The organism is Bacillus sp. ILBB4 (genome assembly GCF_035064545.1).
Classification (GTDB): Bacteria; Bacillota; Bacilli; order Bacillales; family Bacillaceae_H; genus Priestia.
This window is the reverse complement of the sequence record NZ_JAIQVD010000004.1, coordinates 684941-709107: the sequence shown is the minus strand read 5'-3', so window position 1 is coordinate 709107 and position 24167 is coordinate 684941. Positions and strand designations below refer to the sequence as shown.

The following is a 24167-nucleotide window of genomic DNA, read 5'->3' as shown; positions in this document are numbered from 1 at the left end:
ATGGCTTATGCGACAGCGCACTACGAAGAACATCATGACGAACATGATGAAGGAATCACAGTTATGGGTTTTTGGCTTTTCCTCGTAACGGACTGCATCTTATTTGGAGCATTATTTGCGACCTATGCCGTTCTTGTTAATCATACTGCGGGTGGCCTTACAGGAAAGGAATTTTTTGAAGTTCCAGGATTTGTTTCTGAAACGTTTATCTTATTAACGAGCAGCTTTACGAGCGGATTAGCTGTGCTGAGCATGCACAAGGGAAAAATAAAGCCTTTAATTGGCTGGCTAATCGTAACTCTGCTTTTAGGTATGTGCTTTGTTGGCCTTGAAATTCATGAATTTCAAACAATGGTTCATGAAGGAGCAACCATTTCCACCAGCGCATTTTTTACAGCTTTCTATACGCTAGTTAGTACGCACGGGCTGCACGTTTCTGTCGGCATCATTTGGATGATTTCAATTACAATCCAATTAAAACGATACGGAATTACCTCTGTAACAAAGCGAAAAGTGACGATTATCAGCTTATACTGGCATTTTCTTGATGCTGTCTGGATCTTCCTTTACACGGTTGTGTATTTAATGGGGGTGATGTAGATGGAGAACCATGGGTCGTTAAAAGCTTATACAATAGGATTTATTTTCTCGATTATTTTAACCGTTATTCCTCTGATGCTCGTATTAAACCATGTATTTGCTAAAAATATATTACTAGCTAGTATTCTAGGAATGGCCGTGCTTCAATTTTTCATTCAACTGTTTTTCTTCATGCATATTAAAGACGGAGAGAAGCCCCGTTATAATGTGATGGCTTTAATACTTGGAATCGTTTTTGTTATTACGATTGTAGCAGGGTCGATTTGGATAATGACTTTTAACTCTCAAGTTCAATAAAAATGGAGCCGTGCACTACACACGGCTCCATTTTTATTAATTTCTCTACCTTGTGATAAAAATCACATACTTTCGTTTGCGTAAGAAGTAAAATAAAAGTGTAGCAAGGAAAGTTCTTTATAAACGAAAGACAAAGGAGAGATTATGATGAATATGGCTTATCGTAACATCCTCGTAGCAGTAGACGGTTCTGTAGAAGCGGAGTGGGCATTCAAAAAAGCAGTTAACAGTGCGAAAAAAAATAACGCTCATTTGATAATTTGTCACGTTATCGACATACAGGCGTTAAGTCCATCACCTTATGCATTCTATACGGATACACGCTTTCAAGATGCAGAGAAATTTGCTGAAGAACTTTTAACCAACTATAGCAACCTAGCTCTTAAGGCTGGAGTAACGAAAGTCGAGACGTTAATTGAACACGGTTCTCCTAAAACAAAAATATCTAAAAAAATTGCTCCTGATAAGCACGTTGATTTAATTGTATGCGGTGCGACGGGGTTAAATGCCGTAGAGCGCATTTTAATTGGAAGTGTATCTCAGCATATTTTGCGCTATGCAAAATGTGATGTGTTAATCGTTCGCACTCCTAAAGAAGCCGAAGAAGAATCAAAGCCTTTACAAGTGGAACTAACAGAGTAGCAGGACAGAAGAGAAAGAAAGCTTATTGTTCACAGCAAAATACAAAGCTCTCACCATTTATTTAAAGAGGGGGGATAAATGTATTTTAGTTGAAAGAAGATCCGAACGAGGAATCGAATTCTTAATAGAGAATTCAACTCGTTGGGATTTTTTTATTGTGATGGTGAACGTAGGTTTCATGTATGCAGCTGTTTTTAGCTGTTGATTGAAGGGGAAGGGTAACGAAAAAAAAGTGAGGATAATAGAGCACATTAAACATGTTTATTAAAGAAGAAGAGGGGAAGAACAAGCATATAGAAAACTTTTCCTTAGTTGGTTAAGGATTCATTCATAAAGGAGTGACGAATATGTCAAAACTAAATAATCCATTAACTCAATATTTCCATGAAGACTATCCAAAACAGTATCAAGAACCGCCCGGTGTACAAAAAGAAATGAACGTCATCCCGGACTGCGGGGAAAACAGTTACATAGGTGCAGGTAAATTAAAAGGCAGAAAAGCTCTTGTGACGGGTGGAGATTCAGGTATTGGCCGGGCAGCAGCGATCGCTTACGCAAGAGAAGGTGCAGACGTTGCGCTTAATTACTTGCCACAAGAGCAAGCAGATGCAGAAGAAGTACAAAAGCTTATTGAAGCAGAAGGAAGAAAAGCCGTTCTCATACCTGGTGATGTAGGCGAAGAATCTTTTTGCAAGGAGCTAGTAGAAAAAGCTTATAAAGAATTAGATGGTTTAGATGTTCTAGCGCTCGTAGCTGGCAAACAGCAGGCAGTAGAAGATATTGCTGATTTAGAAACGGACCAACTGCGCAAAACCTTTGAAGTAAATGTATTCTCTTTATATTGGACCGTAAAAGCAGCGCTGCCTTATTTACCGGCAGGTGCTTCTATTATTACAACAAGCTCTGTACAAGGCTATAGCCCAAGTCCTAATTTATTAGACTATGCAGCTACAAAGTTTGCCATTAACGGATTCACTCGCGGACTAGCCAAGCAACTAGCTCCAAAAGGTATTCGCGTCAACTCAGTTGCTCCAGGACCTATCTGGACGCCGCTGCAAATTTCTGGAGGGCAGCCAAGCGACGCTATTCCAGGTTTTGGACAAGATACGCCTTTGCAGCGCGCTGGTCAGCCGGTAGAGTTAGCAAATGTATACGTATTTTTAGCTTCAACGGATGCAAGCTACGTAACAGCTCAAGTTTACGGGATTACAGGCGGAATAGAACTAGCTTAACTCCAAAAAACACGTGCAGTTATGAACTGCACGTGTTTTTTGGAGTTATTTCTGTTTTAATGTCTTTTTCCTTTTAAAGTCTGTACACAAATGTAGCTAAGCGTAGCGAATAACGCTGTAATAAACGCCGAGTGAGACAGTGTAGCAAAGACATTTAAACGAGACATGACAACAAATATACCGCTAAATATTTGAGCAACGGTTAAAGCAACTGCAATGATGGACGCATAGTAAATATCACGGCGGGTTTCTTTATACTGTTTGATGGCAGATACCATAATCCAAATGATAAGAACAAACAGCACAAGAGCAGCAAATCGGTGGGCAAAGTGAATGCCTGTTGTTCCTGATAGCTTTGGAATAAGCGTATTACCATAACAAGCAGGAAAGCTTGTACATGCCAAGCTTGCACCTTTGTGACGTACATATGCACCTAAATAAATATCGCAATAGGTAAATATAAGCGTAAACCATGAGAGCCATCTAAATTTGCCTGTAACCGCTCCTTTAATAAAATGGTCCGAACGGTCCTTTTGAATAACAAAGATGGAAAGTAAAAATACACCGGTAAACGCAATAAGCGAAAGACCGAAATGCAGTGCTAGCGCCTCAGCTGACTGAGGCCAGATAACTGCAGAAGCCCCGAGTAATGACTCGATAACGATAAATGCAATACTCATAATCGCTAAAATTTTCACTTCACGGTTTCTGCGGTAACGAATCCAAGCCCAAATAGAAAATGCTAAAACAAGAAGACCTGCAAATGCGGTAATCAAACGATGCGTATATTCAATCATTGTTGCTACCGCGTATTCGGGTATTAACTGCCCGTTGCACAGCGGCCACTCGTTTCCACATCCTAATCCAGATCCTGTGGTTGTGACCAGACTGCCGGCAATCATTAAAATAAACATAACAATCGTTGTAAATATAGCTGTTATTTTAAATAAATTTCTCATACGTTGACTCCCTTTGCTGAGTTACTAATTATGACTATAGATTTGATGAATACGATAGTCAAGTAGTAGAGCGTAATTAACAAATAACTGTCACAAACTCGCACATGTTTACCTTAAAATTTATGTCGGAAAAGCTTTCTTCCTTAAACTTTGTAATGGTTTTTTCCTTTTAAACGATGTAAATATGCTTCCATACATAAGATATAAAAAATTATATTAGTGATTTTATACAATTTGCAAAAAAAACTTTAGAGAGAATGGAGATACAATCATATTCCAAAAGTGATAATATAAATATAAATTAAACGATGTTATAAAACCTATCATTTTGTGTTAGGTATAAAATAAACTTTTATCACGGAGAAACTTTATTGAAAGGAGAGATAACAATGAGCTTAGAAGCTTTAAATAAAAGAGTAGAAACCGATCTTTCTTACCTTTCCTTCAGGAAACCAACAGAGGTACAGCCAATTATCCCTAAGAGCGGACACGTATACGATGTAATCATTATTGGAGGAGGTCAAAGCGGTTTAGGAACGGCCTTTGGCTTGCTGCGAGAACGCGTGTCGAATATTCTTGTTATTGATGAAAACCGTTCGGGTTTAGAAGGTCCGTGGGAAACGTACGCGCGAATGATTACGCTAAGAACGCCCAAAAACTTAACGTCTATCGATTTAGGTATGCCTTCACTTACGTTTCAAGCGTGGTGGGAAGCACAATTCGGCTCAGAAGGCTGGGAAGCTCTTGACAAAATCCCAAGAGGAGACTGGATGAATTATTTGCGCTGGTACCGGAACATTCTTAACCTTCCTGTGGCAAATGAAATAAAATTAACGTTAATTGAGCCTGCAGAAACAGGTATCCATCGCTTGCATATTGAAGGGAATGGAGCCGTGTGTCCTACACTGATGGCACGTAAAGTTATACTAGCTACAGGAATTCAAGGAGGAGGAGAATGGCATGTTCCACCTATGATTTCTGAAAAATTGCCGCCTCATCTTTATTCTCACACTTCACAAACCATTGATTTTACTACGTTGAAGAACAAAAAAGTAGCTGTTTTAGGAGGAGGAGCTTCCGCGTTTGATAACGCCAACTATGCGCTTTCTGAAGGGGTTGCTGAAGCTCATGTATTTGTTCGACGAAAAGAACTTCCCCGTATTAATCCAATCAGACAAATGGAAGCTTCAGGAATGATTGAACGTTTCCATGCTCTATCAGATGCTGAAAAATATGAAGTGATGGCTCATTTTTTCGAATACAATCAGCCGCCTACGAATGATACATTTGGACGCGCTTCCTCATGGCCAGGTTTTCATTTGCACGTACATGCCCCATGGCTCGACGTCGAGGAAAAACACGACAAAGCAGTTGTAACCACTCCTCAGGGAACGTTTACGTTTGACTATTTAATTATTAGCACCGGACTTCTAACAGATCCGGCTCTGCGTCCAGAATTGCAACTTGTTGAAAAACACATCGCCCGCTGGAACGATCATTACAAAGCACCGCATGAAATTGCCAACCCAGTATTGGATGCCCATCCTTACCTTAGTAACGGCTTTGCTTTTTTAAGTCGTAATAGGGAAGGTCAAAAAATGGTATATGGCCTTTTTGCTTTTAATTATTCCGCTTTAATTAGCTGTGGAATTTCTGCATCCGCTCTTTCAGGGCTAAAATATGCGATACCAAAGCTCGTCTCAGAAGTCGCCAATCAGCTTTTTATTGATAATCGCCATGAGAATTTAACCAATTTCTTTGACTATGATGAGCCTGAATTTGTCGGCAGCTGGTTAAAGGACAATAATCAAGCGAAAACAATATAGCAAAAACATATTTTTAAAAATGAAAAAGGTGAAGCATATGGAGCCGATCTCTAAAAAGAAGATAGCTACTTTGTATACTCAAATTAGCCAAGAAATTTTTAATGTAGGCGTGAATACTCAAAAAATAGATATTATTGATAATAAAATTCTTATACTAGCTCAATCAAAAAGAATGCCGGCACTAGAAGCACTTAGTGAAGAATATAGAGAATTAGTGATGTCTCTTGATGCCGCTTTGTCGACTAAATATAAAAAAATGCTAAAGCAAAAAGTGGAGCTTTTATTTGATATCCAGGTCACTTCTTTATTTAGAGACTATGATCCTGTTACAGAGAATTCTTGTACGGTTATTTGCTTTAAATAACTTCTCTATATAAATTGCAAAACGTTCGATGAAATCGTTTGTTGTGCAAAACACGTAAAAGACGGATGCTTATCTTCTGTTTACAGAAGCAAAGAGCCGTGAAGATAGAAGGATTCCCTTCTATTTTCACGGCTCTTTTTATAGATATTTTCATAAAAAAGAGAGGGGAAATGGTTAAAAACACACTGTTTTATAGAGGAGTTGTAAAAGCGAGTTAAAAGAAGATGAATCGAAAATTAAAGGAGTGAAAAGCAAGTGGCGATAAATAAAAAAGTTGAAACTCAGCATATGGAACTAATAAAAAAATCAGCACCTAACCCTTCATGGTTGGATAAGCTGTTTCATTTAACCGAACGCAAAACAGATGTAAAAACAGAAATTCTTGCTGGAATTACTACTTTTTTGACGATGAGCTATATTATCTTTGTTAATCCGACGATTTTAGCAGATGCAGGCATTCCAAAAGAAGCGGCAATTGCGGCGACGATTTTTGCCACTGTCTTTGCAACTCTTTTGTTTGCATTATGGGCGAACATGCCTATTGCAGTAGCACCAGGAATGGGGCTAAACGCTTTTTTTACGTATACAGTGGTATTGGGTGAAGGGTTAACGTGGCAAACAGGTTTAGGAGCCGTATTTATTTCAGGGGTTGTATTTTTTATTTTAACCATAACAGGCTTACGCAAGAAGATTATTGAAGGGATACCCGCTATTTTAAAAAGTGCTATTTCTGTTGGAATCGGTCTATTTATTGCTTTTATCGGTTTTAAGCAAGCAGGAATTATTGTAAGCAACAAAGAAAATTTAGTAGCCCTTGGTCAGCTTACAAAACCGGGCCCATTACTCGCTTTATTAGGTTTTATCGCGGTAACTGTATTAACTGCTCGAAAAATTAAAGGAGCTGCCCTGATTAGCATTTTGCTAGTATCAATTGCCGGGATGATGCTGGGCATAGTAGAAGCACCAAAAAGCATCAGCAGCGTGGCGTCGTTTTCAATGCCGAGCATATCGGAAACTTTTTTGAAAATGGATATTAAATCTGCTCTTCATTACGGTCTTTTCTCTATTATTTTTTCATTCACACTTGTGGAGCTATTTGATAATTTAGGATCGATGATTGGATTATCTAAAAAAGCTGGATTAATGGATGAAAAAGGAAAAATCAAAGGGTTAGATAAAGCGCTTATGGCAGATTCTCTTGCGACTGTAGCCAGTGCTGCTATGGGATCTACCGCAATGAACGCGTATGTAGAAAATGCTGCGGGAATTGCAGAAGGAGGCAAAACGGGCCTTAAAGCACTGGTCGTTGCCATGTTGTTTTTAGTGAGCATTTTATTTACGCCATTAATTAGCATTATTCCTGCTTTTGCTACAGCGCCTATTTTAATTATGGTTGGAGCTCTCATGTTAACAGAAATCAAAAACATTCCTTTAGACGAGATAACAGATGCTGTGCCTGCTTTTTGTACCATCATTTTGATGCCGTTAACGTTTAGTATCGGCGAAGGCTTAGCGCTAGGGTTTTTATCTTATACATTCGTTAAATTGTTAGCCGGCAGGGCAAAGGAAATTCACTGGATTATGTACATCATTAGCGCCGCTTTTATTATCAACTTCGTCTGGGCTGCTTGAGGCATGTATTTACAGTAAAAAAGACTTCTCAGCTGAGAAGTCTTTTTTACTGTTCGCGTAGATTTTAATTTTTCTTCCCTTACAGAAATAAAAGATAGCGAAGGAAAATATATAACGTTGAAATCAAAAGAGATACGAGTGTGATTGGAGCTCCAATTTTTAAGAAATCCATAAATGAAAATTTATGTCCTTTTTTTACAGCCATGCCAGCTACAATGACGTTGGCAGATGCTCCAATTAACGTACCGTTTCCTCCCAAACATGCCCCTAGAGCTAATGACCACCATAGTACACTGATTTGAGCAGAATCAGGGCTCATTCCCATTCCATGAGCCATATCTTGAATAAGCGGAATCATTGTAGCAACAAAAGGAATGTTGTCAATAACAGCTGACGCAATTCCGCTAATCCACAAAATGAGATAAGCTGACAGTGCGATATTGCCGTCTGTAACGTTTAACGCGCCTGCAGCCAGCTTTTTAATGATGCCTACATCGATTAATCCCCCGACAAGAATAAACAAACCAGCAAAGAAAATAATGGTTGTCCATTCAACAGAATCAAACGCACTTTCTACTTCATCATGAGTTCTTAATCCAATTACCAATAATACAGCTGCACCTGTAATAGCTACCATAGCGGCATCAATATGTAAAACGGAATGTAGGGTAAAACCTAGAATCGTTAAGACTAATACAGTTAACGATTTTTTCATTAAAACGGAATCTTGAATATAATCTTTTTCATTTAAACTCATTAGCTCTTGCTTTTTACTATCTTCTACTTTTAACTTTTTACGATAGATAAGAACAAGAATCCCCAGCGTAACAACACCGATAATCAGTACTGCAGGAGTTAAATTTAATAAAAAAGCATTAAAATCAAGGTGAGGGTTCGCTGCCCCAATCATAATATTAGGCGGGTCGCCTATTAAAGTTGCCGTTCCTCCAATATTTGAAAACAGCACTTCTGATATAAGAAAGGGAAAAGGATTAATATTCAAAATAGTAGTGATGGAAAATGTAACGGGAACAATTAATAACACGGTTGTTACGTTGTCTAAAAATGCTGATCCGACGCCTGTTAAGATTGATAAAATAACTAGAATTCGAACAGGATCACCTTTAGCGATTTTAGCAGACTTGATGGCTGCGTATTGAAACACGCCTGTTTTGTTTGTAATGCCGACTAAAATCATCATACCCATAAGAAGGACAATCGTTTCCCACTGAATGTGTTCCATAATGGCCTTATTAAAGTCAACAATACCTAACAAAATCATCAATATAGCACCTAAAAGAGCTGCCGAAGCGCGATTGATCTTTTCGGTCATAATCAAAAAATATGTAATGATAAATATAATAATGGCTGCGTATACATGAAAACTTGTAATGTGTTGAATTGCATTGTGCATAACAGTAACCTGGCGATATGTCATCTAGACATCACGAAGTGTAGATGACAAAAACTTTGGATGTTTTCCAGGTTTTCACCTCATCTTTCATCGTTTAATTTACATCCAACTTTACGGTAAAACTTATATAAAGCCTGTTTTGCTTTAACCAACCTCCTTTAGGAGCTTTAGTATTCTTCAAAATGAAGACGATTCCTTCAGCATTATATCATATTTATATAAAAGCTTTCTTGTTGATTATTCAATGCGATTTTCATCTCGCACGCTTATTATGCACCTTAAATTCAGTTTACATAATTGTTTCCTCTAAGATTGGACAAAGTTAGACAAAGTTGGAACAGTGTCCAATTTTGTCTAACTTTATGAGGCCAAATACAACAATAGATTGCTAGTATGAAGCGATTTTACTATTGGCACGGGACTTGCAATAGTAGTTAAGTGAAGTTTGATAATCAAATGAGGAGGCTTACCATAATGAAAACTGCTCAAAACAAAACAGAAAAGCTTACGAAAGAAAAAGCCAGCTGGATGTATCAGAAAATGGTAGAAATTCGAAAGTTTGAAGATGAAGTACATCAAATTTTCGCAAAAGGGGTACTGCCTGGTTTTGTTCATCTGTATGCAGGTGAAGAAGCGGTAGCGGTTGGAATGTGCGCTCATCTTAATGACAGTGACAGTATTACGAGCACTCATCGCGGACACGGCCATTGTATTGCTAAAGGCGGCGATTTAGCTGGCATGATGGCGGAGCTTTTTGGAAAGGTAACGGGGTTAGGCAAAGGAAAAGGCGGATCCATGCATATCGCGGATTTAGATAAAGGAATTTTAGGAGCAAATGGAATTGTAGGAGGAGGATTTCCGCTTGCATGCGGTTCTGCTTTAACTGCTAAGTATAAAAAGACAAAAGATGTAAGCGTTTGCTTTTTTGGAGACGGAGCAGGCAATGAAGGGACGTTTCATGAAGGAATTAACTTAGCAGCCATTTGGAAACTGCCGGTTGTTTTTGTTGCTGAAAATAATGGCTACGGAGAGGCAACTCCATTTTCTTATGCTTCGAGCTGCAGTGCGATTGCAGACCGTGCCGCATCTTATAACATTCCAGGGGTAAGGGTAGATGGGAAAGATGTGATGGCAGTTTATGAAGCAGCTGCAGAAGCTATTCAACGAGCCCGCAGAGGGGAAGGTCCAACGTTAATTGAATGTGTAACGTATCGAAATTACGGACATTTTGAAGGTGACGCACAAACGTATAAATCAGGAAATGAAAAGAAAGAACATCTTCAGGAAAAAGATGCTATCGCTCTTTTTGAAAATTACTTGCTTTCAGAACAAGTAGTAACAGAACAAGAGCTTAGAAATATTGATGGTGAAGTAGAAAAAGCAGTAAAACGCGCAGTTGAGCTAGCAGAAACAAGCGATTATCCTGATGCTTCGGAACTATTAACGGATGTTTATGTATCTTATTAATTAAAGGGGGAAAAGAAAATGACTAGAAAATTAAGCATGTCTGAAGCTATTAACGAAGCTATGAAACTAGCGATGCGAAAAGATGAGAATGTGGTTCTTTTGGGAGAAGACGTAGCTGGCGGAGCGGAAATTGACCACTTGCAAGATGATGAGGCGTGGGGCGGGGTCCTTGGAGTTACGAAGGGACTTGTACAAGAATTTGGACGTGAACGAATTCTTGATACACCTATTTCAGAAGCAGCTTATATAGGAGCTGCAATGGGAGCTGCAGCTACAGGGTTAAGGCCGGTTGCAGAATTAATGTTTAATGACTTTATTGGCTGCTGTTTAGATCAAGTGCTGAATCAAGGCGCAAAATTTAGATACATGTTTGGAGGAAAAGCTGAAGTGCCCGTCACGATTCGGACAACCCATGGAGCTGGATTTAGGGCTGCAGCTCAGCATTCTCAGAGCTTGTACGCCTTATTTACTAGCATTCCTGGCATTAAAGTAGTAGTGCCTTCTAACCCTTACGATGCAAAAGGGTTATTGTTAGCAGCAATCGAAGACAATGATCCGGTTATCTTTTTTGAAGACAAAACATTGTACAACATGAAAGGAGAGGTTCCTGAAGGCTACTATACGATTCCGTTAGGGAAAGCTGACGTGAAACGCGAAGGAACAGATTTAACCATTATAGCAATTGGAAAACAAGTAAATACTGCACTTGCGGCAGCAGATCAATTATCTCACAAGGGAATTGACGTAGAAGTAGTCGATCCGCGAAGTCTATCACCTTTTGATGAAGAGACCATTCTTTCGTCTGTAGAAAAAACGAATCGATTAATTGTCATTGACGAAGCCAATCCAAGATGCAGCATAGCAACAGATATTGCTGCGCTAGTTGCTGATAAAGGATTTGACATGCTTGATGCACCTATTAAACGAATTACAGCACCACATACACCTGTGCCGTTTTCGCCTCCATTAGAAGATATTTATCTGCCGACACCACAAAAAGTAATTGAAGTTGTATCGGAGTTACTAGGAGATAAATCGCTTCTAAGCGTGTAATTTAAGAAAAGGAGGAGGAAGCAAATGGCTGCAGAGGTTGTAATGCCAAAACTAGGTATGGCAATGAAAGAAGGAACCGTTTCGACGTGGAACAAAAAAGTTGGAGACTCCGTTTCAAAAGGAGATATGATTGCAAGCATTAATTCTGAAAAAATCGAAATGGATATTGAAGCGCCGCAGGACGGTGTGATTCTTGATATTCTTGTACAAGAAGATGTAGGAGTGCCTCCTGGAACGATTATCTGTTATGTTGGAAAGCCAAACGAGCAGCTCACTGAGCAGAACCGTTCAGTAAATGAGCTGCAAGCGCCTAAAAACGAGGTAGCGGCTGCTATCTCTTTAGAAGAGCCACCAGCAAACACAGCTTCATCAAAAAAGAATAAAGAAACTGTGCGCATTTCACCAATTGCACGGAAAATAGCAGAATCTGAAAACATTAATATTGAAACGATTCAAGGCACAGGACCAAAAGGAAGAATCACCAAAGCAGATGTAGAGAAAGTGCTGGCGGAAAGAGCTTCAGAATCGAGTCACCAAACGATAGAAAGAGATAACCCCGCTATAAACAAAGAAACGCTTCCAGTAGCGGGCATGAGGAAAGTCATTGCAAGTCGAATGCATAACAGTTTATTAAACAGTGCCCAATTAACGATTAATATGAAAGCTGACGTGACGGATTTGCTGTCTCTTCAACGAGAAATTAAAGATGTGACCCAGCAACGCCATAAGGTGAAGATATCTCTAACTGATTTTATTGCTCGCGCTGTTGTTCTTTCACTTCAAGAACACAAACAAATGAACAGTGCCTATATTGATAACGAAATTCAACTCTATAACCATGTTCATCTTGGAATGGCCGTAGCTTTAGAAAATGGGTTAGTTGTTCCAGTTATGCAGCATGCTGAAAAGATGTCGTTAGTTGAATTAGCTACAGAGATCAAAACACGAGCAGCAGATGCTCGGCAAGGTCAGCTGAGCACTGATAGAATGCAAGGTTCTACATTCACTATTACTAATCTCGGTGCTTACGGAGTAGAGTATTTTACACCTGTATTAAACCCGCCTGAAACAGGAATTCTTGGTGTTGGAGCTACTGAAGATGTACCGATGTATAAAGGAGACGAATTACAAAAAAGAAACTTGCTGCCTTTAAGCCTGACGTTTGATCATCGCGTACTGGACGGAGCACCTGCAGCTAATTTCCTTGGAACTATTAAACAATACTTAGAACAGCCTATTTTACTACTCTTATAGAAAGGGGTGCATTCCGTGAAACCTTTAGTTGTGATTGGCGGCGGTCCAGCAGGATATGTGGCGGCAATCACTGCCGCCCGGCAAGGAAAACAAGTTACGTTAATCGAACAAAAAGATTTAGGTGGAACCTGTTTAAATGAGGGCTGTATGCCAACAAAGTCGCTATTAGCAAGCGCGGAAGCCTATGAGAAAATTAAGAAAGCTGAGCAATTCGGTATCACTATTCCTTTAGAACAAGTGAAAATTAACTGGGATGGCGTTCAGCATCATAAAACAGCTATTGTTAAAAACTTGGTCAGGGGAATTGGCTATTTGATGAAAAAGAACAGTATTAAAGTCATAAAAGGAGAAGCTTCTTTTTTGACAAATCATCGTCTATCTGTGCGAAACGAAAATCACGTAGAAGAGATAGAGGCTGAACAGTTTATTATTGCTGCGGGTTCAGAACCTGCTAGCCTGCCATTTGCTCCTTTTGATGGAAAGTGGATCATTCACAGTAAACAAGCAATGTCGCTGCCTGCTATCCCTTCATCTCTTTTAATAGTAGGAGGGGGTGTAATTGGGTGTGAGTTTGCAAGCATTTACAGTCAAATGGGCGCAAAAGTAACGATTGTGGAAGCGGCAGATCAGCTGCTTCCTGGTGAAGATGCCGACATCGCATTTACGTTACAGGAAGAATTAGAGAAAAAAGGCGTAGCAATTTATACATCCTCTTCGTTAACAGAAATGCAGCCAGAAGATAAAACAGCTCTATTTAAACATAAAGAGGAGCTGCATGAACTGCAAGCTGAGTATGCATTAATTTCAATTGGAAGAAAACCTAGAGTGCTAGGTTTGGGTTTAGAACAGGTTGGCGTACATTTTTCAAAACAAGGAATTGATGTTAATGAGCATATGCAAACGAATATACCTAACATCTATGCTTGTGGAGATGTAGTTGGCGGAATTCAGCTTGCTCATGTAGCCTTTCATGAAGGCACAGTTGCTGCTTTACACGCATGCGGAAAAGATAAGAGCGTAAATTACCGAGCTGTACCCCGCTGCATTTATACTCACCCTGAAATTGCAAGTGTCGGTATGACAGAAAAGCAGGCTCGCAGCGAATACGGCGATATTCGCGTCGGAGAATTCTCGTTTACGGCAAACGGCAAAGCGATGATTGATAATGAGTCCGTTGGAAAAGTGAAAGTAATCGTAGAACCGCAGTTTAATGAAATTATTGGGCTTTCCATTGTAGGTTCACATGCTACAGAATTAATTGGACAAGGAACCATTATGATGCACGGAGAGTTGACCACAGATATAATGGAAGACTTTATCGCTGCCCACCCTACATTATCTGAAGCCATTCACGAAGCTCTTTTGCAGTCGGCGGGTCAGACCGTTCACTCCTGATTACGCAGGTGCCCAAGTTATTAAACTCTTTGAGGATGAAAAGTAAAAATGAATGATTCAAAAAGATAACTAGAGGATGAAGGAATCACGGAAGCGGTATAGGAGTTTTCCTACATCCTCGTCTAGTTTCTTTATTAATTTTTACATAACGTGAGTTTAAAAATCTATCATTTGGTAATGATAACGTTTTCTTTGTGATTTATAATAATGATAACAAGCCTTGATTTACTATATTCAATTAAGTTTATAGGGGAGAGGTAAGAAATGGAATCCACACTTTCTTTAAACACATGGAAACGTTTTGTAAACGAAGGAGCACTTGAATCTTCAAGGTTAAACGACATCATTGTAAAATCGTGGCACCGCTGTAAAAGCGCAGATGTTAATCCTTACCTAGATAAAGGCAGATCGATATTAAAAAACGAAGCTTTTCATTCTCGAAAACAAATGAACTCTTTATTTCTTGAGACGGCTTTGCCGCACTTAGAAAGAATCAGACAATCAGCGGCGGACTTAGGAATGGTTGCTTTATTAATTGACCCAGAAGGCTATATTTTATCTATTACAGGAAATAGACTTACACTGAATGAAGCAAGGAAAATTAATTTTGTGGAAGGTGCCTGTTGGACAGAAAAAGAAGTAGGCACAAATGCAATCGGTACGGCTCTGCAAACGGAAGAGCCCATTATGATAACGGGTACAGAACATTATTCAATTGCTTCGCATCAATGGAGCTGTTCGGCAGCTCCTGTTCGAAATGACGACGGAAATTTAATTGGGATTATTAATATTTCTTGTCCTGTAAACAGAGCTCACCCTTATACACTTGGAATGGTTACATCCATTGCTTATACAATTGAGCGGGAGTTAAGCATTCGAATGCACAAAGACGAAATTGAGTTGGTTCACGCTTCTATGAATTTTGTTGATAGCAAACAGCTCTTGCTGCTTTGCAATTACAAAGAAGTGATTGTAGGAGCAAGCAAAACCGTTCGGGAATGTATACCAAAATGGTCAGGCCTGCAGTTAAATACGATTGTACAACAGGGATTTCGTATAGTGATGGAAGTGCCTGTCATTTCAAAAAGATACGGTCATTCTATTGGAAAGATTATTTATCTATCAGAAGAAGCGCACCATAACCAAACTACTACACAGATCCCTGCTCAATCATTTTCTTTTAAAGGAGAAGCAGGCATAAGCCGTTCCTTTCAGCAAACACTAGAAGAAATAAAGCATGCGGCTCCTACGGATACAACGGTCTATATTTTAGGGGAAACAGGTACTGGAAAAGAAGTAATAGCTCAAACAATTCATGAAAACAGCTCGCGTAAAAACGGGCCTTTTATTGCTCTTAATTGTGGTGCTATTCCGAAGGAACTTATGGAAAGTGAATTATTTGGCTATGTGGAAGGAGCGTTTACAGGAGCACGGCGTCAAGGATATCAAGGAAAGTTTGAGCAGGCTAATCACGGTACGATTTTTCTTGATGAAATAGGTGAACTTCCTCATTCTATGCAAGTTTCTTTGTTAAGAGTATTGCAAGAGCGCAAGGTAACGCCTGTTGGAAGCAATCAGGAAATTCCGGTAGACATCCGGATTATTACCGCTACTCATCGAGATCTTCGTCAACTTGTCAGTGAAGGGAAGTTTCGAGAAGATTTATATTACCGGCTTCACGTGTATCCCGTGCATGTTCCGCCTTTGCGAGAAAGGAAAGAAGATATTCCACATCTGATGCGCTACTTTTGTCAAAAGAATGCTTGGAATATGAATTTCTCCAAAGAGTTAGTAGATAAATTAATAGATTATCAGTGGCCCGGCAATATTCGAGAATTATTTAATGTACTTGAACGCTTGAAGATCTCGCTTAAAACAGAAACAGAAAAAGAGAGGATATTGAATTATTTAAGTTCTTTAAATCTTGGCGGTCAGAAGAGCATCTCCCACTTTGATACTTCACAAGAAATAGAAGAAAATGATTTTACATCCTTACCCGCACTCACATTTCGTGAAAAAGTTCAAAAAGACTTAATGATGGATGCTTTACGTAAAACGCAGGGAAATGTGTCACTTGCCGCTAAGCTGTTAGATATACCAAGAAGTACATTTTATAACAGATTAAAAAGATTCAATTTGTAAGCAAAGAGTTTTTAGCTGTTTTAAATTTTTAAATAAGGATAGGAGCTGAGTAGAATGAAAGCATTAAGATGGCATGGCGTTAAAGATGTAAGGTTAGAACATATTGCAGAACCTACCGTCTCTCAAGGGAAAGTGAAAATTAAAGTAGAATGGTGTGGAATTTGCGGAAGTGATTTGCATGAGTACACGGCAGGACCCATTTTTATTCCTACAGAAGAACCCCATCCATTAAGTAAAGATAAAGCGCCGGTTGTGCTGGGGCATGAATTTTCTGGACAAGTTGTAGAAATCGGAGAAGGTATTACGAATGTAAAAGTCGGAGACAGAGTAGTGGTAGAACCTATCTATGCATGCGGAGAGTGTGAAAACTGTAAACAAGGAAAGTATAATCTTTGTAATAAAATGGGGTTTTATGGTCTTGCCGGAGGTGGCGGAGGTTTTTCTGAGTATGCCTCCATACCGGTAGAAATGATTCATAAAATACCGGAAGTGGTATCTTACGAGCAAGGAGCTCTCGTAGAGCCTTCAGCTGTGGCTCTTCATGCCGTGCGTCAAAGCAAACTAAAGGTAGGAGATAAAGCTGCCGTATTTGGGACGGGACCAATCGGTTTGTTAGTTATTGAAGCGTTAAAAGCATCGGGTGCATCTGAAATTTATGCGATCGAACTATCGGAACAGCGCAGACAGAAAGCTGAAGAACTTGGGGCGATTGTGATTAACCCGCAAGAATACGACCCCGTAGCAGAAGTACATAAGCGCACAGGTGGAGGTGTGGATGTTTCCTATGAAGTGACGGGTGTTCCCTTAGTTTTAACTCAAGCCATTAATTCTACCAAAAGTGGTGGGGAGACAATGATTGTTAGCATATTTGAAAAAGAAGCGTCCATTCATCCCCAAACAATCGTTTTACAAGAGCGTACAGTAACAGGTATTATTGGCTACCGCGATGTATTTCCAGCGGTTATTAGTTTAATGGCAAAAGGCTATTTTTCTGCTGATAAACTGGTGACAAAACGTATCAAGCTAGAGAATGTAATTGAAGAAGGTTTTGAGACATTGTTAAAAGAAAAAGAACAGGTGAAAATTTTGGTGAAAGCTGAATAAAAAAAGAGGGTGGGACAAAAGTATTTTAGACGAAGTAAAAAATGAACCATTGATCAAGATTTTTGATTAGTGGTTCATTTTTTTGTTAGGGTGAACGTAGGTTCGATTTGTTTAGGTCCTTCTAGCAGTTGATTGGAGGGCAAGATGAAGACTCCCGCGGAAAGCGAAGTCTTGCACGGAAATCAACTGACGTGTCACAAGCGGTTCAGCTCATGTATCCTATTTGTTCGTCTTTAGATTGGATTCATTTCGTTATGTCTCAACCTCTTTAAATTTAATAAGGTAAGTATGGTTATTTTATTATCAGATTATTCTGTACTATATACAGTATATTGTATACAATATATAATCTAATCATTATCTAATTAATAAAATCAGAGGTGATGAGTGAATGACAGACAAACAGTTTAGAAATGTACAAGACGGAACAAAAGCGGTATGGGCAGGAGAAAAAGAATCGCTTGCTTACAATGCTACTCAAGTTCCTGTCGTCTTCAGCGTAGCTTATAATTATGATGATGTAGACGAATGGCAAGAAGTTGCGTTAGGAAATAAACCAGGCTATACGTATAATCGCATGAGTAATCCTACGGTAAAAGCTTTTGAAGAAAAAGTAAGGATACTTGAAGAAGCAGAAGAAGCGGTCGCATTTTCCTCCGGCATGGCGGCTATTAGCAGCACATTATACACGTTTTTAAAACCCGGAGACCGCGTCGTGTCAGTAAAGGATACATATGGAGGAACAAATAAAATCTTCACTGAGTTCCTTCCTAACATCGGAGTTGATGTAACCTTATGTAATACGGGAAATCATGAAGAAATTGAAGCGGAAGTAAATAAAGGATGTAAAGTACTATATCTAGAGTCACCTACAAATCCTACGATGAAAATTATTGATATTGAAAGAATAGCAAAAGCAGGAAAATCTGCAGGGGCAGTCGTCATTATTGATAATACGTTTGCGACACCCATTAATCAAAACCCTCTTCAATTAGGGGTAGATCTTGTCATTCACAGCGCAACAAAATTTTTAAGCGGACATGCGGATGCCTTAGGAGGGGCAGTATGCGGCTCTAAAGAATTAATGCAGCATGTGTATCACTACCGTGAAATCAATGGCGCGACCATGGATCCCATGTCAGCGTATCTTATTTTAAGAGGAATGAAAACGTTAAAATTACGTATACGTCAACAAGAACGAAGCGCTTTGGAAATTGCTAAATTTCTTCAAAAGAAAGAAGCTGTTGAAGCCGTCTATTATCCAGGATTGGAAACACACCCTCATCATCATATTGCCAAAAAACAAATGAAAGGCTTTGGCGGAATATTAAGCTTTGTGTTAAAAGGAGAAATGGAAGCCATTAAAATTTTACTGCCAAGGTTAACGTATGCAAATAAAGCCGGTAATCTAGGAGCGGTTGAAACGATTTACGGCCCGGCAAGAACGACTAGTCACTTAGAATGTACGCTTGAAGAACGTAAAGCTCTTGGAATATCCGAAGGACTGGTTCGTATATCTGTAGGAATTGAAGATACGGAAGATTTAATTGCAGACTTAGAACAAGCATTTGCTCACTTAGAATCCGCATCATCTATTAGTAATTAAAAAGACGCGTATTACTTTTTTAATAAAAATAAAGTAAGTACCTCTTTTTAGTTGGTAAACACTTCTTCAGAATTGTAGAAATTTTGTGGAATAAAGCTGATAAATTAAACTGTACGTGTATTTTTTCGTCTGATTTTGTAGGTATACTGATAAATTAGATGAAATAAAAATGTTTTTACGCGTTTTAAAAATAAACTAACTTACAACAGCCTACAAATAAGGAATGATAGTATGTCGAAACAAGAAAGTGAATACACAATAAAAGATGCATCATTGTTTGGATTAAAATTAATGCAGGTAAGTAAAGCCATCTGGAGAGCTGCGGAAGATGACTGGGAGCAATGGGTGAAACCTTATGGACTAAACGTAAATGAGCATCATATTTTATGTTTAGCTAGTAACACGGGAGAAATCTCTATGTCAGAGTTAGCTAATTTAGGAGCTATGCATATCTCTACAGCGTTTAATTTTTCGAAAAAATTAGAAAATCAAGGATACCTGCATTTGTCTAAAAGAGAAAATGATAAAAGAAACACCTACATCAAATTGACTGAAAGCGGAGAACAATTATTGCTTGATACTCTCAAAGGGTATGAACCACATAACAGTAAGATATGTAAAGGCGCACTTCCTTTAAAAACGTTATACGGCAAATTTCCCGCTTTTCCAGAACTAGTAACCGTTGTTCGCCATGTTTGCGGCGGCGAGCTTGTGACCGTTGCTGATCAACCTTTTGTGAATATAGAAGAAGTGGGAATAGAAGAAAATGAAGAAAAGAAAGAAGTCCAGCTAACTAGTAATTGAACGTAGTGAATAGGGCTTCGTGAAAATATGTGAATAACAGGCTGAGCTGTTTTATACGTGAGAAATTTGACGTATAAAACAGCTTTTTTTATCAGCTGAATTAAATCAACTCATGATTATATGTCATAGATTAGCTTCATCATTTCATATATATACCTGCTATTTATTTGATGCCCTTTATTTTAGAGACATTACTATACATTTATAAGAGATTAAAAAGAAATTAAAGAAATTAAAAACATTGCTAAAACTTATATGGGTAAAAGCCTTCTGCTGACTGAGGTTAAAGGGAATAAAGCAATCAAAAAAACTGCAGTTTACTACAAGAATTTTCACGAAAAAATATAGGCTTTTTTTATAACAGCCATATTTTCTACGCAGTAGTTCGGAAAATAACGTTTATTTATTGTGTTTTTTGTTCATTTAGTTGATTTTTTTCATGAAAACGAAAATCATTATCATTTAAAAGGATTTATTATAGCTCACGGACATTTATGTTTTAGTAAGTTAAAGAGAAAGAAAGAATGGAAGGAAAATAGAGTAGAAATGAGTAAAAAAAGGCATAACAAAAAAGAGTATTATAGAGCGTTAATTTTTGCCTGATAATACCCGTTGGCAATTTTGCGGATATACGTAAAGAAGTTTGACTCCATTTCATGCACAAGAGGGCGAAATGCATCCATACTTTCTTCTATGTAAGTTTGTTGTAGGTGACGCTGAACGGACGCTAATGATTTTTCGATTATATCTAAACCAAACTCATGTACAATGGAATGAATATCTTCCTTTTTAATTGAATAATGTCCAAAAGATTTAAAGAAATTCTTAAACTGAGCAAATGCATGCTCTCCCCGGATTTTTTCGATTTCTTTTTGTTTTTTACTATCATGAGCACCAGTTAAATTAAAGCTTAAAATAAAACCATCCTTGATTTTTTCAATAATTGATTTTCTTGGCTGCTTTTCTTCTAATAATGTTTTGACACAATCATCTTTTTCTAGCACATCGATACGGAAAATTGTACTCAATTTACTAGCCATTTCTTTAATAGCAGCTTTATAGCCAATGTATTTTGGAAGAATGTGTTTTACCTCGGTATAAGATAAAAGTGCTTCTGAATCTTTCTTTACGTTTACATCAGATTCGTATACGTACAACGCACGTAAAGCCAGACGCAGCATGTTGATATTTTTAATAGCCAGCAATTGATAAATCACTTCCATCGAAACAGAAGTATAACCACCTTTTGAAGTATATGTATTGTTATCTTCATCAAGCATTTCAGGATTATATGATATGTTTTGAACATCAGCAGCTTCTTTTATATGTAAATCTAAAAAATCCTCTAAATAGTTGTTTAAAGAAACTTGAATATAGTCTCCCCATAAACGATCCCAGCGAATGATGTCATAGTCTTCTAAAAGCTTATTATTATTTTGAACGGTCCGAACGGAACATTGGATTGTATTAGCCAGTTCTTGCTCAGAAATAATTGAAATATGCCCCTGGCTGTTACATTTGGCTACGTAAGCTAAAATTTGCTTCATCAGAGAACCCGTCCACTTTATATCTACAAAGTTTTTCGCAAGACCAAATGAATGTTTTTCATAGTAATAGCTATTGTCTCGTTTAGTGTTTCTACTTAAGCCGCTCATGGCAATCAGCAGCTTGTTTGCTACAAGGGTGTGCCGTTTTAGTGACAGCTTTTGTATACTCATGTAGTGACCTCCTTTCCAAAACTATAGACGTCGTCTTTTACAGTATAGACACAGTCATATAGGCTGTAAAATGACATATTTGCACGGGGAAATGGTGCATTTTTTAAAAAGACTAGTGATATCAAGGGGCGAGACATCTATTTAAAAGGTGACATATTTGCACGGAGATGTGGAGCAAAAATAGTGTTATATTTCATAAACGTTGATAAAACAGCATTCTTAAGTTAAGTGTCGTATTATGACGGATGAAATACACAAAATGCGACAAATTCAAAAAAAATTTTGATGTAAAAATGACATATTCGCACGGAGAATAGGAGCAAAAATGATAAAAGTAAAGATCCAGGCAAGGAAGTGACACATTTGCACGGAAAAAAGGGACAAAAAAAAGAAAATTGCCCTTTTTGAGACACAAAAAGTTCACATTTTCAGAGGGGATAAACAAACATTTGCAGCAAAAATAGTGTTTTTTTAAGAAAGTGGCATGTTTGCACGGAAATCTGGAGCAAAAAACACTTTTGCACGGAGATGTGGAGCAAAAATTGAAGGAAACGAAGAGGGAAAGTCGCTGGCACAAGAAAATTTATGTAAAAGTGGCATATTTGCACGGAAGATTGGAGCCAAACTTATAGTAAATGCAGTATAGAAAGAAAAACGGCACATTCGCACGGGGATCTGGAGCAAAAAACAATTATAAATACTTTTTTAGACACAAAAAGTTCACAAAATGATAAGGAAGGTGAAGTTTAATAGCTGTATTAGCAGGGGAAATAATATGTTTACATAAAGAATTGGAGCAAAAAAACACTTTCGCACGGAAATGTGGAGCAAAAAATGCAGTGATTAATAGTAGATAGATAAAAAGAATGCCCTTATAAAGATTATAAGGGCATTCTTTTTTAGCCTATAGAACTTGTTACGTTTTGATAAATAGAAAGGGGAGCATATTCGTAATCACCAGCTAATAAGTCTTTTACTTCACTTTCTCCCACAGGAATAAAGGTAATCTGAAACACTTGGCCCACTCTTTTATAGGATTGGACAGCTAGTTTTTGTTCGACTAGCTCATCTAAGGCTGTTTCAATTTCGACAAGGTTTTCTTTTTTTCGTCTTTTTCGAAAGCGGACTCTTGTCGAAAAATATAAATAATCTCTTGTGACATTGTATGAAGATTTTGTTTCATAGCAAATGAGGCGCTCTTTTTGCATAACGAATAGCAAATGATAAGCGGCGTCTAAACTTAATTTTTCTACTTTATTTTTATAAATACGCACCGTTTGGCGTTGAATATAGTCTCTATATATCACTTCATTGACGTGAATTTCAGCAATTCGCGTTCCGTTCGGCATCGTAGTAATATCTACAAAGTCAAAAATACCATAGGCAATTTTCTTATTATGCTGTACTTTTGTCATGCTGTAGTGCTTCATTTTTGTAATTCTTTCTTCTATCATCTGATAGTTGCGCTTACTATCTGTTTTATAAAGTGCTTTCACAAGGTCACCAATTTTTACGTTAATGATTTTTTGTGTAGCGAACAACTCGTCCCGCTGGCTCATGATTTCTAAAAACACTTTATAATCAAACCGATCTAAATCACTAATTTTATTTCCATTTTCTTCAGCGTATTCTTTTTCTATTAACAATTCGTAATCTGTCCCGTCTTCAGAGTTATAAGTACTTAAGAAATATTCTTTTCCTTCTTTCTCTAATAGGGGTTGCTCGACGAGAAGTTTTGCTCTTGAGTTAGAGAAAAAAGGATTCTCTACAGTTGAAAAAGGGCTCTCAATAATACTATGATTTCCGTTTTGGAAGCTTGGATCCAGTATAGTAAGCCCAATAATAATAGATATATCCGTATGGATTGCTTTTTCTCGCTGGGTCTTGGTTTTTTGATGAATATAAGGATAATCCGTTAAGAAGAAGCTATCTTCTTGACTCCATTCACGCAGAATACTAATTCGTTTATCAATGACTTCTTCCGGAGATGATACGTTTTCAAACTGTTTGCAAAAGAGTTCTTTTCCATTCGTTTTATAATAAGCTGTTAGCGCTTTGTATTCTCCAATCAGCTCTTTATTCTTCTTAGGATTTTTTTGCTCATAGTCGCGTATAGCAGCATCTAACCATCTGCGTTTCGTACGATTGAGAAAGTCTTTTTTTAAAATTCTCAACGTTTCGTTTACATCTTTATTTTCAAAGTGCTGCTGATAAAGAGGGAGGATGGTGCTTTCTAAATCTCCTTTTATACTTTCATTATAAACAGATAAGAGGCGTAATTTAGATACTCTATCAATGACTTCGCGTATGAGTAAAGATGAATAATCCATACACATCTAACCTCCTTAACCTTAAGTTAGTCATTTTAATTCTTAGCTGGATAGTGGCTTTAAATCTATTGTAATGCACGAAAGTTCGATGCTACAAACAAAAGAAGGCTACTATCTATAGTCTATTTTTCATTATACACGTGCAAAGCAGAGGAAGGGGGAGATTTTCTCATTTTCTTTTTTAGTAATCTACATTTGGTCATGAAGTATATACATTTGCCGTGTAGCTTATGTATGGAGAATAACAGTGTCCGCAAGACTACTAATTCTGCTACCGAGTTTAATGGACTGATAGAAAGTATCTCAAAATAAAAGGTTATCAGCGATT

General features: G+C 38.0%; 20 protein-coding genes. 16 read left to right on the top strand and 4 right to left on the bottom strand.

Annotated elements, in window-relative coordinates; all coding sequences use genetic code 11:
- The 4 genes from cyoC to LAV82_RS20725 all read left to right on the top strand — a co-directional run bounded on the left by cyoC (position 1) and on the right by LAV82_RS20725 (position 2771).
- A complete protein-coding gene (gene cyoC / locus LAV82_RS20740; RefSeq protein WP_499716819.1) occupies positions 1–600 on the top strand; it encodes a cytochrome o ubiquinol oxidase subunit III in 600 nt (199 codons plus the stop codon).
- Positions 601–897 (top strand): cytochrome o ubiquinol oxidase subunit IV, encoded by a 297-nt coding sequence (cyoD, locus tag LAV82_RS20735; RefSeq protein WP_013056574.1) that lies wholly within the window; start codon positions 601–603, stop codon positions 895–897.
- Between the two features lie 147 nt (positions 898–1044).
- On the top strand, positions 1045–1539 hold the full coding sequence (locus tag LAV82_RS20730) for a universal stress protein (RefSeq protein ID WP_211079138.1): 495 nt from the start codon (positions 1045–1047) through the stop codon (positions 1537–1539).
- Between the two features lie 347 nt (positions 1540–1886).
- Entirely contained in the window at positions 1887–2771 is an 885-nt protein-coding gene (locus LAV82_RS20725; RefSeq protein ID WP_013056577.1) for an SDR family oxidoreductase, read from the top strand.
- A 56-nt stretch (positions 2772–2827) separates the two neighbouring features.
- Here LAV82_RS20725 and LAV82_RS20720 read toward each other — a convergent pair whose 3' ends face one another.
- Positions 2828–3730, bottom strand: a complete 903-nt coding sequence (locus LAV82_RS20720; protein ID WP_057237228.1) for a COX15/CtaA family protein — start codon at positions 3728–3730, stop codon at positions 2828–2830.
- Between the two features lie 389 nt (positions 3731–4119).
- On the opposite strand from LAV82_RS20720, the gene LAV82_RS20715 reads away from it, so the two are divergent.
- The 3 genes from LAV82_RS20715 (at position 4120) to LAV82_RS20705 (ending at position 7552) form a co-directional block, all read left to right on the top strand.
- Complete coding sequence (locus LAV82_RS20715) at positions 4120–5556, top strand: NAD(P)-binding domain-containing protein (RefSeq protein WP_499716818.1); 1437 nt, start codon at positions 4120–4122, stop codon at positions 5554–5556.
- A gap of 37 nt (positions 5557–5593) precedes the next feature.
- The gene (locus tag LAV82_RS20710) at positions 5594–5920 is read left to right on the top strand and encodes a Na-translocating system protein MpsC family protein (protein WP_013056580.1); all 327 of its coding nucleotides are present in this window, start codon (positions 5594–5596) and stop codon (positions 5918–5920) included.
- A gap of 255 nt (positions 5921–6175) precedes the next feature.
- Positions 6176–7552, top strand: a complete 1377-nt coding sequence (locus tag LAV82_RS20705) for an NCS2 family permease (RefSeq protein ID WP_499716817.1) — start codon at positions 6176–6178, stop codon at positions 7550–7552.
- 79 nt (positions 7553–7631) lie between these two features.
- Here the strand turns inward: LAV82_RS20705 and LAV82_RS20700 are convergent, their stop codons facing one another.
- Positions 7632–8966, bottom strand: coding sequence for an ArsB/NhaD family transporter (locus LAV82_RS20700; RefSeq protein ID WP_057274839.1), 1335 nt, complete (start codon positions 8964–8966; stop codon positions 7632–7634).
- 474 nt (positions 8967–9440) lie between these two features.
- On the opposite strand from LAV82_RS20700, the gene LAV82_RS20695 reads away from it, so the two are divergent.
- The 9 genes from LAV82_RS20695 to LAV82_RS20655 all read left to right on the top strand — a co-directional run bounded on the left by LAV82_RS20695 (position 9441) and on the right by LAV82_RS20655 (position 19791).
- Positions 9441–10433, top strand: coding sequence for a thiamine pyrophosphate-dependent dehydrogenase E1 component subunit alpha (locus LAV82_RS20695; protein WP_499716816.1), 993 nt, complete (start codon positions 9441–9443; stop codon positions 10431–10433).
- Between the two features lie 18 nt (positions 10434–10451).
- Positions 10452–11486, top strand: a complete 1035-nt coding sequence (locus LAV82_RS20690) for an alpha-ketoacid dehydrogenase subunit beta (protein WP_499716815.1) — start codon at positions 10452–10454, stop codon at positions 11484–11486.
- Between the two features lie 24 nt (positions 11487–11510).
- Complete coding sequence (locus tag LAV82_RS20685; protein WP_499716814.1) at positions 11511–12740, top strand: dihydrolipoamide acetyltransferase family protein; 1230 nt, start codon at positions 11511–11513, stop codon at positions 12738–12740.
- Positions 12741–12755: 15 nt separating this feature from the next.
- The gene (gene lpdA, locus LAV82_RS20680; RefSeq protein WP_499716813.1) at positions 12756–14135 is read left to right on the top strand and encodes a dihydrolipoyl dehydrogenase; all 1380 of its coding nucleotides are present in this window, start codon (positions 12756–12758) and stop codon (positions 14133–14135) included.
- A 264-nt stretch (positions 14136–14399) separates the two neighbouring features.
- Positions 14400–16277, top strand: coding sequence for a sigma-54-dependent Fis family transcriptional regulator (locus LAV82_RS20675; RefSeq protein ID WP_211079133.1), 1878 nt, complete (start codon positions 14400–14402; stop codon positions 16275–16277).
- Between the two features lie 54 nt (positions 16278–16331).
- Positions 16332–17381: a 2,3-butanediol dehydrogenase gene (locus tag LAV82_RS20670; RefSeq protein WP_098314579.1), complete on the top strand. Its 1050-nt coding sequence runs from the start codon at positions 16332–16334 to the stop codon at positions 17379–17381.
- 128 nt (positions 17382–17509) lie between these two features.
- Positions 17510–17653 (top strand): hypothetical protein, encoded by a 144-nt coding sequence (locus LAV82_RS20665; RefSeq protein WP_013056589.1) that lies wholly within the window; start codon positions 17510–17512, stop codon positions 17651–17653.
- A 119-nt stretch (positions 17654–17772) separates the two neighbouring features.
- A complete protein-coding gene (locus tag LAV82_RS20660; protein ID WP_057237217.1) occupies positions 17773–18987 on the top strand; it encodes a cystathionine gamma-synthase family protein in 1215 nt (404 codons plus the stop codon).
- Positions 18988–19218: 231 nt separating this feature from the next.
- Positions 19219–19791 carry an HTH-type transcriptional regulator Hpr gene (locus LAV82_RS20655; protein WP_055989411.1) on the top strand — a complete coding sequence of 191 codons (573 nt, stop codon included), beginning with the start codon at positions 19219–19221 and terminating at the stop codon, positions 19789–19791.
- Positions 19792–20369: 578 nt separating this feature from the next.
- Here the strand turns inward: LAV82_RS20655 and LAV82_RS20650 are convergent.
- Positions 20370–21509, bottom strand: a complete 1140-nt coding sequence (locus LAV82_RS20650; RefSeq protein ID WP_211079132.1) for a hypothetical protein — start codon at positions 21507–21509, stop codon at positions 20370–20372.
- An 899-nt stretch (positions 21510–22408) separates the two neighbouring features.
- Positions 22409–23839: a hypothetical protein gene (locus LAV82_RS20645; protein ID WP_097812412.1), complete on the bottom strand. Its 1431-nt coding sequence runs from the start codon at positions 23837–23839 to the stop codon at positions 22409–22411.
- Between the last annotated feature and the right edge of the window lie 328 nt (positions 23840–24167).

Bases quoted from the DNA above. Each gene is read 5' to 3' on its own strand.
- LAV82_RS20670 (WP_098314579.1), top strand. From the start codon at position 16,332: ATGAAAGCATTAAGATGGCATGGCGTTAAAGATGTAAGGTTAGAACAT.
- LAV82_RS20660 (WP_057237217.1), top strand. From the start codon at position 17,773: ATGACAGACAAACAGTTTAGAAATGTACAAGACGGAACAAAAGCGGTA.
- LAV82_RS20650 (WP_211079132.1), bottom strand. From the start codon at position 21,509: ATGAGTATACAAAAGCTGTCACTAAAACGGCACACCCTTGTAGCAAAC.
- cyoD (WP_013056574.1), top strand. From the start codon at position 601: ATGGAGAACCATGGGTCGTTAAAAGCTTATACAATAGGATTTATTTTC.
- LAV82_RS20720 (WP_057237228.1), bottom strand. From the start codon at position 3,730: ATGAGAAATTTATTTAAAATAACAGCTATATTTACAACGATTGTTATG.
- LAV82_RS20710 (WP_013056580.1), top strand. From the start codon at position 5,594: ATGGAGCCGATCTCTAAAAAGAAGATAGCTACTTTGTATACTCAAATT.
- LAV82_RS20645 (WP_097812412.1), bottom strand. From the start codon at position 23,839: ATGGATTATTCATCTTTACTCATACGCGAAGTCATTGATAGAGTATCT.
- LAV82_RS20695 (WP_499716816.1), top strand. From the start codon at position 9,441: ATGAAAACTGCTCAAAACAAAACAGAAAAGCTTACGAAAGAAAAAGCC.
- cyoC (WP_499716819.1), top strand. From the start codon at position 1: ATGGCTTATGCGACAGCGCACTACGAAGAACATCATGACGAACATGAT.
- LAV82_RS20690 (WP_499716815.1), top strand. From the start codon at position 10,452: ATGACTAGAAAATTAAGCATGTCTGAAGCTATTAACGAAGCTATGAAA.
- LAV82_RS20730 (WP_211079138.1), top strand. From the start codon at position 1,045: ATGAATATGGCTTATCGTAACATCCTCGTAGCAGTAGACGGTTCTGTA.
- LAV82_RS20655 (WP_055989411.1), top strand. From the start codon at position 19,219: ATGTCGAAACAAGAAAGTGAATACACAATAAAAGATGCATCATTGTTT.
- LAV82_RS20725 (WP_013056577.1), top strand. From the start codon at position 1,887: ATGTCAAAACTAAATAATCCATTAACTCAATATTTCCATGAAGACTAT.
- LAV82_RS20675 (WP_211079133.1), top strand. From the start codon at position 14,400: ATGGAATCCACACTTTCTTTAAACACATGGAAACGTTTTGTAAACGAA.
- LAV82_RS20700 (WP_057274839.1), bottom strand. From the start codon at position 8,966: ATGCACAATGCAATTCAACACATTACAAGTTTTCATGTATACGCAGCC.
- LAV82_RS20685 (WP_499716814.1), top strand. From the start codon at position 11,511: ATGGCTGCAGAGGTTGTAATGCCAAAACTAGGTATGGCAATGAAAGAA.
- LAV82_RS20715 (WP_499716818.1), top strand. From the start codon at position 4,120: ATGAGCTTAGAAGCTTTAAATAAAAGAGTAGAAACCGATCTTTCTTAC.